The sequence below is a fragment of the Caballeronia pedi genome, assembly GCF_001544915.2.
Lineage (GTDB): Bacteria > Pseudomonadota > Gammaproteobacteria > Burkholderiales > Burkholderiaceae > Caballeronia > Caballeronia pedi.
Map to the genome: position 1 here is coordinate 259,212 of NZ_FCOE02000004.1, position 15,843 is coordinate 275,054.

Below are 15,843 nucleotides of genomic sequence, written 5' to 3' on the forward strand. Positions count from 1 at the left end.
GCCAATCATAGTAACTTTGGTTTGGTAGTATTGGAGATATAATCATCGCCTCTCGATATCAGAGGTCTGTACGTAATACGGAGGTCGTCTCTCTTTATGACAGGTGCTATTAGACAAGAAGCCGGGCTGCTCGCAAATCTGACTTGTCCTGAAAATGAACGCATTTCGTTCCTGAGATGATTCCTTCGGACTTAGGTTGGCTGATGATGCTCTCGGAGCCTGGAGGAGTGCCGACCTCGCTGCGCATTGCGAGCGTCGCAAAACCTACGCGGAATCGGTTTTGAGGTAGGCGAAACGCCCACCTTGCGGAGATATGTGAAACGGGTTCTGCTAAATGCTGGGCAGACCCTCTGTGGTTCATGCTGTGGCCGAAAGCTTGGCCGCTGCTCTACCCCCAACGAGGGTTGAACGAGACACTCATCTCGAGTGGCGACGGAAACGAAATGGGCGACTGAACCGACGTCCCTTTTTCTTATACGTAGTGGCGAGAAAGTGGCGATGCACTGTTACAGCTCTCCGCTGTTACGCTTGCGCAGTTACGCGCGAAGCCCGGCCCAGCAAGGGTTCAAGGAATTCTGTAACAGCGTTACTGCTGTAACAGCGAAAAATATAGATGACTGAGACCTTTCCGGGACCGACTCGTCTAGGCTCTGGGATCCGGTGCAGATTCGGCTGCCAACGGGGCGTGCGCGACTTCCTTGGGACCCTCGCCCCACCACTTACCGATTTCGACAGAAATCTTCGTCAGACGCAGCGCCAACGCAGAGGCAAGCAGCACCGCTCCCACTTGCTTCATCGTGTCATCAGGCTCTTTGATCGGAGATTTTTGTTGCGACGGCAGGTAGTTCAGCGCTCGAACGGCCTCCTCTCCATTTTTGAGCCACTCTCGAACACTCCATGGGAGGTTGGGAAGCGTGAGTCCATATTTGACGATGTCGTCGAGCGCGCTCAATAACGTTGAAAGGTCGTTCGAGTTACCGACTTCGTTTCCCTTTTGTGTAGCTTTTGAGATGAGCGAGCGAATTTCGATACAGGCTCTTCCTTGATCATTTGCACGGCACTGGTCGGCTTCTGGACCAGTCAAGCCAATCGGCCAGGATTTGATGTCGTTTCGGATGTTCTCCGCAAATTCGGCGTATATCCGCGTCGACTCTTGATTTTCCAAAACGATCGCGCCTACGATGAGCCCGACGACAGCCGTTGACACGTACAGATAGTCCATTAGCTTGGGCAAATGGGGCGACGCATCTTCCCGACGTGCATAGCAACACCAATGAAACACAACTAGGCCAACGATAAACGTGGATATGACGATAGCGTAAACGACGCTCACAGATTCGCGATGCTGGCGGTGATACCAAAGCGCCACAATCAAACCGAGGACTGGAACGATTACCAGCATACACAACAGCAGGAAGATGGCATCACCCAGTACTCGCTTGGTCATTGGGCGGGCAGGTCCAAGCATAGCCGTTCCTTTTTACGTGTCGGATTGATCTAATCCCGTGCGACGGAAGCTTTCAGAAGCATAGGCGAAAGATTGTAGTTTTCAATGCTGCCCGCCAAGCACACCGCATAAATGGTCCCCTCAGGTTCCGAAGAACCCAGGAGACCATCAGCCCTGTGACTTTTTTTGCTGCTCCGGTTGTCGACCCTAGTGAAATCAGTCACCTACGTCAGTCACCCGCCAAGCTATGAAAACCGAGAAGACCTCGGTCGGTCCGACGTTTGCTTCTATCGATCGTCCGACAGCTTGCAAAAAATTCATCAACGTTGAGCGAAAGCTTCGAACGTACGTTGGTCGGTGGTGCCGAAGGCAGTAATAACCTGTAGATGGCCATTAGTCGTTTGAATGGGAATTTCTTGGGAATAGTCAGCGAATTGTTGGCTTACGCAAGATGACAGACACGCCGCACCGACCAACAAAAGGGTGGTTGCCTTCATGACCTCGTCTCCAATTTCTCACGTCAAAAGAACGATGGTTCGACCTTGAGGATTGAATGGCCGGTTTCTGAGGGGATGCGACGCTTGACTGCCTGAGCGATCTACGCGCGAATCACGCTTCCTGGCCGCTCAAGGACGACCACCTCGGCGAAACGTTCACCCGATGAGGAATAACGAAGCAAGAACTGGAGCGTATAGAAGGCGGGCAGGTCGCATCATGGATGCATCCACTCACGGAGCACAAAACTCATGAACGCACCTCACGTTATCGCCGAACCACATATCCTCTATTTAGGGACGCCGGTTGCTTTGGTCAGCACCGTCAACCAAAACGGTACGGACAATCTCGCACCGATATCTTCAATATTCTGGTTGGGCTGGCGAGGCGTGCTTGGTATCGCGTCCGGCTCACAGACTACGCGCAACCTAGTTCGCTCCCGCGAATGTGTGCTGAATCTTCCGTCCGCCACTGAGGTGGGCGCTGTCGATCGCATCGCACGCACCACGGGCGTTTATCCTGTTCCAGAATTCAGGCGAGCAATGGGCTACGTCTACGAACCCGACAAATTTGGCCGTGCTGGAATGACGAGGGTGGCATCCGATACGGTAGGCGCCGCACGCGCACTTGAATGTCCGATTCAACTCGAAGCTGTCGTAGCGGCAGTCCACGGCATCGGCGAAGATAGCGATCAATTGCGCGGCTTCATCAGCTTAATCGAGGTGCGAATCCAACGCGTTCACGTTCATCCCGATCTGCTTGTGGAAGGTCATGCGAATCGGATCGATCCGGACAAGTGGTCACCGTTGATCATGAGTTTCCAAAAGTTTTATGGGCTTAGCGGCCAGGTGCACCCGTCCCGACTCGCAGAAATACCGGAACGCGCGTACGAGCCGCTATCCAAGGTGTGATCCCAACCGTCTAGGACGCTTGCGCTTCAGCTCTGGCGCGAGCTTTCTCGTTATGAATTACCTCGCGCACTGGGAACGGCTCTCGAAGGTTTGTTTAGCGTTATCGACCGGCCGCTTCCAGCCGGTTGGCGAAGATGGCAAGCGCGGCAACATCAATGAGCCGATCGAACTCGCGATCATCAACTGAGTAGATCGCTATACGCTTGCGATCGACGCCATAAACCGTGTGCCGCGCGTCGGCAACATCGCCGCGCATACAAAAGAACAATTAAGAAAACACCAGATCGAGGCGGTAGGCTATGCGCACGAAGAGGGCGTCGACCGCACGACATCCGCACCTGTCCATGGGGTGGTACCACCGTAGACTCTTGATATCCCCGACTTTCGCCTCAGGGTAGCCAAAGCCAACTGGCCAAAAACCTGAAAACCGTCCGTCAGGTTGAAACGTGAGTGCAGGCGACCAAACTGATGAGCACTATGAGCATCGCCGGCCGAAAGACAGGTGTATTGGCGCGTTGGCGGTATTCGATGTGCGCGTCGCGTGCAATGCAACAGTCAAGTTACCAGTTCGGCGTATAGAAGGAGCTCGTCTCGTGGGCTCGTCGTCACCGCTTCTGACAACGGTATCAGCGACAGACTCGCCAAAAATCTCCGGCACACCGCTCGCGTCTCGTGGTTGTCCTAAATGGCCGTAGCTATGAACCGGCCCGTGCCCTAATAGGAACCACATCAGGAGACTGCTAATTAGATCGTTGGACGTCATCTATGTGAGGGTGAAAGAAGAGTTCTAGGAAATTTACGGCATACCAAGCAGTGGGGGCAATCAGACACTGTCCAGGAAAGGATCGAACTGGTCGCAGTGCGAACGCAGTCGTCGTAGACGGAGGACCAAAGGGCTTCGCTCATCCGGTATCCGTTGATACATGGTGGATTCGGACTTGTTGTTGGTCAATTCCGTACCGGTCTGATTCTCAGGCCAGGGGTGTCGGCGTTAATCTCCACCCTCTTACCGGCGCAAACGCGATACACGCATGTTGGAGGGTAACGCAGTGAATGAACGTTCATCTCAATCGGAAGGCACACGGTCTCGCGACAAGAGCCAATGCATGAGCGACGACGGGCGGTTCTACCTTGTGGGAGGGGGCATAGCATCTCTGGCTGCGGCCGCATTCCTGATCCGCGATGCGAAGGTTCCCGGCCATCTGATCTCGATCTTCGAGGAGCTCAATAAGCTGGGAGGAAGCTTAGATGGAGGAGGTACGCCAGACGATGGATACATCATTCGGGGTGGCCGAATGCTGGAGAGCAGGTACAGTTGTACTTACGATCTATTTGATTCCATTCCTACAACGGATGGTCGCACGACTGTAACGAAAGAAATCTTCAGCTGGAACGCTAACGCTCGGACGCATTCGAAGTCACGGCTTGTAAGGGACGGTAAGCGTCAAGAATCGCCTGCATATGGTCTCGCGCGCAAACATCTCGCAACCATCGCGCGTCTCGCGGTTGAACCGGAATCGCTACTAGACGCTAGTCGCATCGACGACCACTTCGACCAAAGTTTCTTTGAGACGAATTTCTGGGTCATCTGGGCGACAACATTCGCTTTCCAGCCTTGGCACAGCGCCGTAGAGTTCCGGCGATATCTGTTGCGCTTTGCGCACATGACGCCCGGACTCAATCGTCTAGATGGAATCATGCGAACCGTCTTCAATCAATACGATTCGATGGTGGTGCCACTAAAAAAATGGCTAGGTGAGCGTGGTGTTAATTTCCGACACAACACTAAGGTTGTAGATTTACATTTCGACGAGACAGACCCAGAAGCGAGGTGCGTCTCCGGGCTCGCATGCGAAACTGGCGGCATCAAGAGCGTAGTTCCTGTGCAACGTAACGATGTAGTGCTCGTAACGCTGGGATCCATGACGGCTAGCTCTTCTTTCGGGACGACATGTCGACGGCCAAAGCTCGAATTACATGAAGGATCTGGCGCCTGGGAGCTTTGGAAGAATATTGCCGCGGGTCGTCCCAAGTTCGGGAACCCATCGACGTTCGCTGATCATGTCAATGAGTCGAAGTGGCTGTCGTTCACCGCGACGCTGCATGATCCAACCTTCTTCGAACTAATTCGCAATCTGACGGGGAACGTCCCTGGAGAAGGTGGTTTGATAACGTTTTCAGAATCGAACTGGTTGGCCTCGATCGTCCTCCCACACCAGCCCCATTTTGTAGGACAACCTCGCGACGTTCAGGTCTTCTGGGGCTATGGGCTCTTCGTCGACCGTCCAGGTAACTATGTTGAGAAGGCAATGGCTGAGTGCACTGGGCGAGAGATCCTGACAGAGATACTAGGACATTTACGAGTCGAAGAGAGTGCAGCGCGAATCCTTGATGACGCGATTTGCATCCCGTGCCTGATGCCTTACATAACGAGTCAATTTCTGGCCCGACGCCGAGGCGATCGACCACAAATAATCCCTGAGGGATGGGCCAACCTGGCTTTCATAGGACAGTTTTGCGAAGTGCCCGACGACGTCGTGTTCACAGTCGAATATTCGATTCGCTCTGCGCAAGCGGCGGTCTATAGGCTTCTCGGCATCGACCGATCGCCGCCTGCTATTCACTCTGGAAAGCATGACGTGCGCGGTCTTTACCGCGCGATGGAAGCTCTGGTCAAGAGTAACTAGGTTGATGCGGTCTCTGCGCTCAGTCCATGGGCGCCAGAGCTGTAAGCGCCTCTGGTTTGTGTGACCAAGCCCTTAGACAATCTACGTGCCAATCACGTGATCCGACTGCACTGGCCTGAGACGCGGTAGACCTCGGCATGTGTCATCTAGACGCCAGTGTTCTCGGCGCTGGGAACGAACAAGAGTTTGCGCATGAGATTCCGAACCGTACCAAGTCGACGGCGAGTCGTCGTCGGCGACCCGCGTAAAGAAAGAAGCCAATTCGGCGGACATCATCTTTTTCCAATAAATAAGGGGTATGAATGCAAGCTGTAAATTGCATGCGCAGGACGATAGTCTTAGCTTCATGCATTGGAGTTACGTGTGCACTTTTTCCGACAGTAGAAGCTGCGGGAATTCAAGATTTCGCACGGACAAATCTTATTATTGCGCCTGCGTCTGAAGGAGTTAGCAAAATCCGAGGCAAGCGGCGCGATAAGGAACGCGACCGGTCAAGACCTTCCAAACGTGAACATTGGCTGATCAGACCAGGAGAGGCTGCGGTTAAAGCGTCGCGTCCCGACAAGTTTCGTCAACGAAGTCGATCGAGAGATCGCGACGCCCACCTCGAATTGATCACAGGCTGACGGCAACGCGCCAGTGAGATTGAGCTAAGGCGCTACGCAGGAAAAAGTCTGCCGAAAGCACGGCTAGTCTTTGATCTGCCGCCGGCTTGCCAATCCCATCGGATCGGAGCAGTCGTCAGACTCATTTACTTGGACGCAATTTAAGTGGCCAAGATGCGAAGGCAAGCAAATACGGATCCAAATACCTGCCGCTCATCACAGCGGTGTTGAGGTCTGGTCGCCATGTTTGAGCGTTTTGATTTTATTTCGGTAAATCGATGCATATCAGTTCCATCTCAGTCCGAGTAGTGCTATTTCCCTTAACAGTTGCAGCTGCTGGGCCGGCCTATGCAGCTCCCCTATTAAGTTCTACAGCAAGCACGCTTGCGGACGAAGAGAGCCAAGATGTTGTTTATCACAAGGGTGCTACCTTCGGCGGGTCACCGATTGAAAAGGAACGAGCGATTTCGATCCGCACAAGAACAGAATGGGAGGGACGGTCGGCTGAGAGTCGCTTCGGGGTCAATTGGAATCCATTAAGCGATGAGATTCATTTGGGGCGAGGGGCGTCTGTGTCCGGAGATTCCCATGCCATCGCAATCGGACTAAACGCAAAGGGGAATGGCAGCGGATCGGTAGCTCTCGGCGAGAATTCGACTGCCCACTCAGCGGGTTCAGTTGCGCTCGGGAGCGGCTCTGATGCTGATAGAGCCGGCACCGTCTCAGTGGGCAACCGCGACAGAAAGCGACAGGTCGTGAATGTTGCCGCCGGCTCGGCGGAGAATGATGCGGTGAACGTCGGCCAGCTGAAGCGACTGGGTGCAAGTTTCGATGTCAACGGTAACCCGACGAATTCCCTCATCGCGTACGACGATACGTCCCGCACTGCGATCACGTTGGGTGGTCCGCGAGCTAATGGTCCGGTGAGGTTGGGCAATGTCGCCGCGGGGCGCGAGGACATGGATGCGGTAAGCCTCAAGCAGCTGAAGGACCTTGGCGCTAGCATCGACGCGGACGGTAGGGTAGGCGGCGGCTTTGTTGCCTATAACGACGGTTCGAAGGGCTCCATTACCCTGAAGGGAGCGGTGGGCACTAGGCTCACAAACCTTGCGCCTGGAGCGATCGAGTCCGGCAGTTCCGATGCTGTAACGGGGGCGCAACTACACAAAACAAATGAGACGGTGAAGGCCGTCGACGGAAAGGTGTCCGACGTCAGAGCTACCGTCGAGGCGATCGGAAAGCGAGAGATAAACAGATACTTCAGTGCGAATTCGGTGCAGCCGGCGGCGCTCGCAATTGGACCTGATGCTCTAGCCATCGGAGGAAATGCCCGCGCGAGTGGCAGAAATTCGATTGCGCTCGGATTACGTGCAAGCGCTAGTGCGGAAAACGCTGTGGCAATTGGTGCAAACTCAGTGGCGGACCGCGTAAGTAGTGTATCGGTGGGCAACAAAGGGGCAGAGCGACAGATCACGCACGTTGCCGCCGGCACCCGCGATACAGATGCCGTCAATGTATCTCAGCTCCGCGAGGCAGGCCTCATCGATAAAAAGGGGGCTGCGCTCGATGCGATCGTGTACGACGCTGGATCAAGCCGGTCGTCGGTCACTCTTGGCGGCGTCGGTGCGTCCTCGGTCGTCGCATTAACGAACGTTTCGGCGGGTCGAATTGCTGAAAGCAGCACGGATGCGGTCAATGGTAGCCAGCTATTCGCCTTGTCGTCGCGGGTAGATAAGCTGGAGAAGCCATCGCTTCATCCTGCGCCCATGCCCGACAATTCTCGTTCGACGCCGAATGGAGCGCTCGATGCGCGCAATCATGTCGTCGCGAATGTTGCAACCGGCGTCGCCGAGAGCGACGCCGTTAACGTCGGGCAGCTTAATGCCGCGATGAAGGCCGGAATTGACACCGCTTACTCGCACATCGACTCAGAAGTCGCGCGGGTTCGGATGGAAATGGAACACGACCGCAAAGATGCTTCCGGGGGCACGGCGTCCGCTATCGCGATTGCGAATTTACCGCAAGCATATCCGGGAGAAAGCATGCTCTCGGTTGCGGGTGGTACGTTCGGCGGCCAATCATCAGTCGCTCTGGGCTTATCGACTGCGACTAAGAGATGGAGCGTTAAAGCCTCCGTCACTGGCAATACCCGTGGGTCTTACGGAGGCGGCGCGGGGGCTGGGTACCGCTTTTGACCGAAAGCCACCGGTTGATTTTGATCGATGAGCAAGACGTCTCTTAGCCCGCTGCTCCAGAGCAACTGAGTTTAAAGTCCCAATCTCTGGTTGAGAGGTGTCTCGACCAGCCTTCCAGATAGACCCATGAGAAATACCATAAACGCGAGAAATTTCGAAAGGAAACCAAACTTGTTCCGCCACACGTATTTGTGCGTGGTTGCGCTTATTGCGAGCGCTTGGCGCGCTTATCCGGACAGAACGTCCTTTGCTCGTCGCAGAAGAATACGGTTCCTAATGCGAGCAGCGCTGTCGCTTAGAACCACCGTTCTTTGGTTAGATGCTTGTTCTGGGTCGAAATACCCGGGGCTTGCGGCCCACGGGGCGTGGTGTTTGGAGCGCATTCACCGCCCTTTCCTACATAAGGCACTATTTCCCAGAGAAATTCTCCGGGTGAGCTTAGAACATCAACAGTATGTTTACGGCCTTTTGCCGTCCATCTCGGTTCAGATAGCAGAAGCCAAGTGTGCCGCTATCGCATCCTTCTCAGTGGGTCTGGAAAGATGGCACGTAGCACTGGAAGTACTCGATCGCTTTCGGAAGGAGGGTGACTGGACACTTTGCATCAGAGACTCGGAGGGTGATCGCGTAGCTTCCTGCACCTTTTCCATAGCGAGCCTGAAAGGCAAGATTCCTCGACCGAGGATTCTAATCGGGTGTGTCCAGGGGCCCGATAAAAGTACCAAAGGGCGTGATCTCTTTCGGTCGTTGACGCGGAAATGGCACGGATTGCGACCTAAGCATCTAGCTATCTATCTGCTGCAGCTGATCGCTCGGGAGATCGATGCGCACAACGTACTCATCGTATCGAACGACGCGCATGTTTATTCTAGCTGGCGTTATCCGACTTTGAGATCTCGCGTTGCCGCGGACTACGGGACGCTGGCGTCCGAGTGCGGCGCGGCGAGAAATTGGCGGGGCTGGCTTCTGTTGGGAAAAGCGAAACAATTGAGTGGCGATCCATGCGCAGACCAGCCGACAACGCGTCGCCATAGACGCGGACTTCTTATCGCACAGCTGGATATGCAAGTTCGATGCGCCATACATTCTAAGCACGCCGCGTTCGAGCCTGCGAGCGCCCGCGTCTCGCCCTCGGCGTAGCAGTAGCCGTTGTAACCGTGGAGCTTTGTGTGCTTGGTCATTTCGTACTTTTCATATTCCGGACAAGGATTTACGCATCTAAAATGATCATCTGCCTAGCTTGCAAGAAGATACTGCTCCTTTGAGATACTCGCGAATAGTTGCGCTGCGAGCGTCGATGTGTGTGGGCGGGTTGACGCTGCTCGACATTTGCTGCGCCTTACGAGAGGACAACTACACGAAGCCGAGTACAAATTTTCGGCCGCGGTGCTCGACCTCAAGGCCGGCCAGTTCGCCGCAGTTCCGAGGTTGGTAGGGCTCCCATCGCTGGTTTGCTCGCCCGAGTCAGCACCAGATTGATTCGGGCGCTCCCCAACCGCTCACATGAACATCATCGGTTCCGCCGGTACGAAGCGAGGAGGTGCCCACGTGCTTGGACACTTGCGGGACGTCGCTTTTGCATAGGGATGCACGCTAGTTATCGATTTCATATTGTGCGCCGTGTGCGCTTCGAGGAGGGTTGTCGCGTTGCTCAGGAACGCTGTTCTAACTAAACGGTCTTTGATAGTCGCGTTAAGTGTATTCATTATTGCCATTTCCATCGCTGTATTGTTGTGTCGGAACTGTGACGAATCGCAGCACCGCCGCTTGGCACTTGTGGAAGAGGGGGATATCGAGGATGTAGTCCTGGCCGAAGGCACTTTGGATGGAAGAACGCAGGTCGATGTCGGCGCACAGGCTTCTGGTCAAGTCAAATCTTTGAAGGTTCGAGTTGGAGACAAGGTAACGAAAGGTCAACTACTTGCAGAGATCGACCCTACCGTTGCGGAAAACGAATTGAAGGAAGACCAGGCCCGCGAAGATGAACTTGTTGCAAAAAGGGCTGCCCGTCATGCCAGCTTGTTTGAAGCCGAGACGGCCCTGCACCGCCATCGAATAATGCTCGCGGCAGACGCAACCTCACGCCGAGAATATCTTACGGCGGAGGCCGAGTATCGACGCCAAAAGGCAAATCTGGAAGGCCTGGAAGCAGATATTCGTGGCGCTCATATGAAAGTGGAGACTGCGAAGGCCCATTTGGACTTCACAAAAATCGTTGCGCCAAGCGACGGAGAGGTTGTAGCGATCGTCGCGCGAGAGGGACAAACGGTAAATGCGCAGCAACAGACGCCAGTCATATTGAAGCTTGCAGACCTCGACACGATGACGGTGAGCGCAGAGGTGTCGGAGGCTGATGTGCATCGCATAAGCGTCGGGCAGAACGCGTGCTTCACGACCTTAGGTGAGCCGGAGCAACGCTATTGCGGGAGGCTGCGGTCGGTAGAGCCGGCACCCCGTGGGTATCTCGAGTCCGCTCGTCAGCGTGGTAGCGGCGAGGCTTCCAGGCATCAAGCCATATTCTACGACGCGCATTTCGACGTCCCTAACCCAAAGCATAGGCTTCGAATCGGAATGACCGCTGAGGTTAGTGTCGCGATCAGTGTTGCAAACAGGGTTCCAACGATCCCTTCAGAAGCAGTGGGAGCTAAGGCCCCGGACGGAAGCTATGAAGTCAAAGTTATCAACAATCGGGGCGAGATTGTACGACGTAGCGTCAGAATCGGGTTGAACAACAATGTCAAGGCAGAAGTCCGCGATGGGCTCGCAGTCGGAGAGAGAGTAATCACTGACAGCGGACCGGCGTTAAACGCGTTCGCAGACTCAGCTATCTCGGAAGGCAGCTGAACATGTCAGAGCCGCTTATTGAGCTTTCGAAGGTCACTCTTCACTATCATGCGGGCGATGAGAGCGTGCTAATTCTTGACGACATTAGCTTAACGATCAATGCGGGCGAATTCGTCGCAATCGTGGGCGCGTCTGGTTCGGGTAAGACAACCTTATTGAATATCATTGGGTGTCTCGCTCGTCCGAGCACTGGAGCATATAAGCTCGATGGCGAAAGCGTGCTCGACGCAGATCGCGAGACATTAGCGCGCCTCCGACGTGAGTACTTCGGGTTCATCTTCCAGCGTTACAACCTTCTCCCACAACTTAGCGCGACAGAAAACGTGGAGGTCCCCGCGGTTTACGCGGGCGGCCCTTCCTTTAGGCGACGGTGTCGCGCTCAGGAACTTCTAACTAGTCTCGGTTTGGGGAATCGAGTTGAGCATCGCCCCAATCAGCTTTCCGGTGGTCAACAGCAGCGTGTGAGTATTGCGCGAGCGTTAATGAACGGTGGGAAAGTTTTGCTTGGTGACGAACCCACGGGCGCGTTGGACTCGAAGAGCGCTCGAGAGGTCATGGAGACCTTCAACTCACTTCATCGTCAGGGACACACTGTGATCCTAGTGACTCACGACGAGAGGGTAGCAGAGCACGCTCACAGAATAATTAAAATTGAAGATGGCATCATTGTTGACGATAGGCCGACTTCCAAGGAAGAGTTTCGCCGCACCAGGGTTTCACCGTCTGTAGGTTCGGATTGTGCCGATCTAACGACCGTGGAAGGGAAAGCCGGTTTGACTGCTAATACCGCCATCTGCGAACGCGAGCGTCTTCTAAGCTTCATTGCTTGCCTAAGAACAAGCGTCGAAATAGCGCTAAGAAGTCTGGCAGACAATCGGCTGCGTACGGCCCTGACGATGATCGGGATCGTCATAGGCGTCGCGGCCGTAGTGTCGATCGTCGCGCTCAGCGCCGGAGCGAAAGAGCGCACCCTTGACATGATCCGTTCGCTCGGAACCAACACAATCACTTTTTGGCCCAGCGTCGATTCTGATGATGCAAAACAATCCTTGAAAAGGTCATTGACGCTTTCTGATTTGAGACTATTGTCTACGCAAAGCGAGGTTGATAGCGCGACCGCAGAAATTGAACAGGAAGTCCTCTTACAGCACGGGGGTGCTCACGGCCGCGGAAGTCTTGATGGTGTCAACAAGGACTATTTCAAGGTTCGAGGATTGCGCTTTCTAGCGGGGACGGGTTTTGATGACGATGTGGGAAAGAACTCACAGGTGGCCGTTATCAGCGAGCACGCGAGACAAAGGTTGTTCGGTCCTCACGGCGCAGCCATTGGTCAAATTATCTCTTTGAATAAGGTCCCGGCGAGAGTAGTTGGAGTCATCGAAGACAAACCCGACATGTTCTCTGATCCGAATGCATTGAACGTTTGGATGCCACTTTCGGCGGCCACGACTCGAATTATGGGGCGTCAACTGCCTAATCGACTCATCGTGCGTGTGCGAGACGGGCTCCGCGCTGATGACGCGGAAGCACGTCTCAGTAGTGCCCTTGTCAAGCGTCATGGCCGTAAAGACTTCACTACGTTAAATGCGAATAGCTTCGCTACGCTCCTCCATAAGACGGAGCACATCATGACAATTCTCATGATCGTCGTAGCAATCACAACGCTCGGCGTTGCCGGTATCGGCGTCATGAACATGATGCTAGTGTCGATAAACGAACGCACCCGCGAAATTGGAATTCGAATGGCAGTGGGGGCGAGACAAAGCGACATACTGCAGCAGTTCCTCACGGAGGCCCTCTTCTTGTGCGTGACGGGTGGGCTCATAGGCCTGATCCTGTCTCTTGGAATAAGTGCGTTCGTTTCTCATGTAGCCGACGAGTGGAAGATGCTGCATTCCCCGATTACAGCGGTGACAGCGTTTATATCTTCAACGCTAGTAGGCGTTGTTTTCGGGTTGATGCCGGCGCGCCGTGCTGCCGGGCTCGACCCAATCGATGCACTCGCTCATGAATAGAGGTCAGCTAGTGAAGTTCTTCAAACGATCTGGCAAGGCTTCGTTTGTCTTGACCGCGTTGTTGTTGACTGCATGTGCCACGCACCGATCTGCGAAGCCTGCACCAGTCGAGCTCCCGGCGAAATGGACTGCCGCAACGGTGATTGACGGGGCGCATGTTGGGGTTGATTGGTGGCAAGAGTTCGATGATCAGCGCCTTGATCGATTAGTGCGACGCGTGCTCGAATCGAACACTGATGTGCTGACTGCAGCTAATCGCCTGCGCAAAGCGAGATTAGAGGCTGCGTCCGTGGCTACGAACATGACGCCAGATGTTAGCTTGCGAGCAGGCGTTGACTGGAGCACAGACCCTGACGCGGCCCGTCGAATGCGGTCGGGCGGCGGAGGGGTCACTGCGGCGCTGAGTTATGACCTAGACATTGGAGGAAAGCTAGCAGCAGAACGTGATTCGGCGAATGGGAATGTCAATAGAGTCGAGAGTGATGGCGATTGGACTCGACTTAAGATGGTGAAAGAAAGCCTGGAAAAGTACTGGAAGCTTGGCTTTCTGAGCGAGAGCTTGAATTTCGCTGGCGAGAGCTTGGCGCATGCCAAGAAAACCCTGGCGATAGTGCAAGCGCGCTACCGCGCCGGAGATGTTTCTGAGATTGATGTCGTTGCGGCACAGCAAAAGGTGATTGCCGATGGCATTGCAATAGATAAACTCAATGAGCAAGTGCTGAAGAATCGCAACGCACTTGCAATCTTGATGGGCAATCCACCAGAGACGCCAGTTGAAATACCAGACCGACTTTCTTCCATACCCCTGAAGCCCGTAGCCGCAGGCCTGCCAGCAGACGTTATACATCGCCGGGCTGACGTCCGCGCAGCGGAATGGCTGCTTCGGCAAACGCTTTCGCAAATTGATATTGCTCGTGCACGGTTATACCCGTCACTCACGCTTACCGGTTCCGTGGGCACGTCGAGCGTAAACTTGGAGCGCTTCCTGAGTAACCCTATCGCCAATCTTGGATTAGCGGTCGCGTTGCCCTTCTTCCAATGGAACCAGACACAATTGCAAATCAAGGTATCCCAGGCAGAATTCGACGCGGCTGCCCAAGCCTTTCGGAAGACAGTCTACGTTGCACTTAGGGAAGTCGAAGATGAATTGACTATTAGCGCTGAACTTGCGCGAGAAGAGACTCAACTGCTAGAGAAGCTTGAAACAGCTCGCAAAGCAGCGCATCTCGCCAAAGTACGTTTCTTTGCCGGGCAAACGGCCGTACAGCCGTGGTTGCAAACACAGCAGTCGTTCACAGAAGCGAAGGAAGCCCTCGCGCAGATTCACTTGGATCGCCTTACAAACCGTGCCGCGCTTCTGGTTGCCCTCGGAGGCAGCATGGAGAACACAACGGCCATAGATCGCGAAGCATCAGGCGCATATGATTGCAGGCAATCGTCTCGGGGATAAGACAACGCGGCGTGAGGAACGACCGTCGAGGGCGCGCCTGCCTGAAGTTGACTATACATGGCGGAGTTTGAAGCCCGCGTTACCAAGTTCAGTGCACCATCCGGTGAAGCTAACATTGGAGATCAAGCGAGCTCAGAACGCATCTGGCTGGAAGACATTTCCGAGAAACTGCTAAGGATAGTGCGTTACGAGCTCGACAATCGCGTGCGAGAGTGGCGGCTGTCGTCGCCTGCGAGATTGGGAGGTCCGTTTTGAACGTCAGACAAGTAGAAGAGGCAATTCGGGACCAACTTGACGGAGACGTTCAGAACATCAAGCTCGTATCGAACGGGTATCACAAAGTCTTCTCGCTTGAGAGAAACGGCGAAGCGTGCTTCGTCAAAGTTTATGCCGTCCCCCTCCCGTCAGCGATCGATCCGAGTTTGGAGGTACGACTTCTGAAGGACATGGAGCGTCGCCAAGTTCAAGGCATTGTCCGTGTAGTGGCTAGCGGAGCGGTTACTCTAAGCGGGGGGCGTTCGCGCGCCTACCTTGTTTGTACTGCGGCTCGCGGTGATCGTCTGACCTTGAGTGAAGAAGATCTCGATGCGTTTGGTGCGGCGTTGGCTACGCTGCACGTACAAGCCAGCGCATCTGCAAGTGCCTTACTGCTGAATGTCTCGCCTGCTGATTACTGCAAGTACGCATCCGAAATGTTGGCTCGAGAGGCTAACGCGTTCGCGCGCGTTCGCAAGAGCTTAGACAAGGCGGCGCAAGCTATCGAAAGAGCCGGTCTCGAACACGCTTTCATCCATGGTGATGTACGGATCGACAACGCGCGCCGGTCGGAGTATGGAGTGACCTTCTTCGACTTCGAGCAGGCGTCGCAAGGACCTACCGCGTTCGATTTGTCGACGGTAGCGTGGTGGTTGGCTACGTCGTGCGATGATGAACAGCATCGCCTGTGGTCCGCTTTTTTAAGCGGATACACAAGAATCAATGACGCGTGTTTGGGATCTTTATCTCTACTCCCAGAATTGCTCATTGCAAACGAAGCGCGTGCGTTGCCTTTGCTTTTCCGCGTGGCAGGGACAAACAGTCCTGTGTGGTCATCGGCGATTGCCCAGCTCGCCGATGCGACGGGTCGCTATGAGATGGATCGACGGGCGGTATTGCCACCAGGCCTGCGCGGTACGGATTGGGTCACTCAATGAC

General features: G+C 54.6%; 12 protein-coding genes. 10 read left to right on the forward strand and 2 right to left on the reverse strand.

Annotation, left to right across the window (positions count from 1 at the left end; all coding sequences use genetic code 11):
- Window positions 1-643: 643 nt before the first annotated feature.
- Window positions 644-1,468: a hypothetical protein gene (locus tag AWB80_RS08365; RefSeq protein WP_061174169.1), complete on the reverse strand. Its 825-nt coding sequence runs from the start codon at window positions 1,466-1,468 to the stop codon at window positions 644-646.
- 299 nt (window positions 1,469-1,767) lie between these two features.
- Complete coding sequence (locus AWB80_RS43880) at window positions 1,768-1,944, reverse strand: hypothetical protein (RefSeq protein WP_160147421.1); 177 nt, start codon at window positions 1,942-1,944, stop codon at window positions 1,768-1,770.
- Window positions 1,945-2,193: 249 nt separating this feature from the next.
- Here AWB80_RS43880 and AWB80_RS08370 point away from each other — a divergent pair, with 249 nt between their 5' ends.
- The 10 genes from AWB80_RS08370 to AWB80_RS08405 all read left to right on the forward strand — a co-directional run bounded on the left by AWB80_RS08370 (window position 2,194) and on the right by AWB80_RS08405 (window position 15,842).
- Window positions 2,194-2,853, forward strand: coding sequence for a flavin reductase family protein (locus tag AWB80_RS08370; RefSeq protein ID WP_061174170.1), 660 nt, complete (start codon window positions 2,194-2,196; stop codon window positions 2,851-2,853).
- A 52-nt stretch (window positions 2,854-2,905) separates the two neighbouring features.
- Window positions 2,906-3,040: a hypothetical protein gene (locus tag AWB80_RS45285; RefSeq protein ID WP_279628642.1), complete on the forward strand. Its 135-nt coding sequence runs from the start codon at window positions 2,906-2,908 to the stop codon at window positions 3,038-3,040.
- Window positions 3,041-3,079: 39 nt separating this feature from the next.
- Window positions 3,080-3,217 (forward strand): hypothetical protein, encoded by a 138-nt coding sequence (locus AWB80_RS44845; protein WP_244206439.1) that lies wholly within the window; start codon window positions 3,080-3,082, stop codon window positions 3,215-3,217.
- Between the two features lie 667 nt (window positions 3,218-3,884).
- Complete coding sequence (locus AWB80_RS08375; protein WP_087131121.1) at window positions 3,885-5,540, forward strand: oleate hydratase; 1,656 nt, start codon at window positions 3,885-3,887, stop codon at window positions 5,538-5,540.
- Window positions 5,541-6,423: 883 nt separating this feature from the next.
- Window positions 6,424-8,340, forward strand: coding sequence for a YadA-like family protein (locus tag AWB80_RS08380; protein WP_087131123.1), 1,917 nt, complete (start codon window positions 6,424-6,426; stop codon window positions 8,338-8,340).
- Between the two features lie 126 nt (window positions 8,341-8,466).
- Window positions 8,467-9,480: a DUF535 family protein gene (locus AWB80_RS45540; RefSeq protein WP_087131124.1), complete on the forward strand. Its 1,014-nt coding sequence runs from the start codon at window positions 8,467-8,469 to the stop codon at window positions 9,478-9,480.
- A 507-nt stretch (window positions 9,481-9,987) separates the two neighbouring features.
- Window positions 9,988-11,184, forward strand: a complete 1,197-nt coding sequence (locus AWB80_RS08390; protein ID WP_061174173.1) for an efflux RND transporter periplasmic adaptor subunit — start codon at window positions 9,988-9,990, stop codon at window positions 11,182-11,184.
- A gap of 2 nt (window positions 11,185-11,186) precedes the next feature.
- Window positions 11,187-13,199: an ABC transporter permease gene (locus AWB80_RS08395; protein WP_061174174.1), complete on the forward strand. Its 2,013-nt coding sequence runs from the start codon at window positions 11,187-11,189 to the stop codon at window positions 13,197-13,199.
- Window positions 13,192-14,649, forward strand: coding sequence for an efflux transporter outer membrane subunit (locus AWB80_RS08400; RefSeq protein ID WP_061174175.1), 1,458 nt, complete (start codon window positions 13,192-13,194; stop codon window positions 14,647-14,649). Before AWB80_RS08395 ends, AWB80_RS08400 begins: the two co-directional genes overlap by 8 nt.
- Window positions 14,650-14,900: 251 nt before the next feature.
- Entirely contained in the window at window positions 14,901-15,842 is a 942-nt protein-coding gene (locus AWB80_RS08405) for a phosphotransferase (RefSeq protein WP_160147423.1), read from the forward strand.
- The last annotated feature ends 1 nt before the right edge of the window (window position 15,843 follow it).

Bases quoted from the DNA above. Each gene is read 5' to 3' on its own strand.
- AWB80_RS08380 (WP_087131123.1), top strand. From the start codon at position 6,424: ATGCATATCAGTTCCATCTCAGTCCGAGTAGTGCTATTTCCCTTAACA.
- AWB80_RS08365 (WP_061174169.1), bottom strand. From the start codon at position 1,468: ATGCTTGGACCTGCCCGCCCAATGACCAAGCGAGTACTGGGTGATGCC.
- AWB80_RS08395 (WP_061174174.1), top strand. From the start codon at position 11,187: ATGTCAGAGCCGCTTATTGAGCTTTCGAAGGTCACTCTTCACTATCAT.
- AWB80_RS43880 (WP_160147421.1), bottom strand. From the start codon at position 1,944: ATGAAGGCAACCACCCTTTTGTTGGTCGGTGCGGCGTGTCTGTCATCT.
- AWB80_RS45540 (WP_087131124.1), top strand. From the start codon at position 8,467: ATGAGAAATACCATAAACGCGAGAAATTTCGAAAGGAAACCAAACTTG.
- AWB80_RS08375 (WP_087131121.1), top strand. From the start codon at position 3,885: ATGTTGGAGGGTAACGCAGTGAATGAACGTTCATCTCAATCGGAAGGC.
- AWB80_RS08400 (WP_061174175.1), top strand. From the start codon at position 13,192: ATGAATAGAGGTCAGCTAGTGAAGTTCTTCAAACGATCTGGCAAGGCT.
- AWB80_RS45285 (WP_279628642.1), top strand. From the start codon at position 2,906: ATGAATTACCTCGCGCACTGGGAACGGCTCTCGAAGGTTTGTTTAGCG.
- AWB80_RS08370 (WP_061174170.1), top strand. From the start codon at position 2,194: ATGAACGCACCTCACGTTATCGCCGAACCACATATCCTCTATTTAGGG.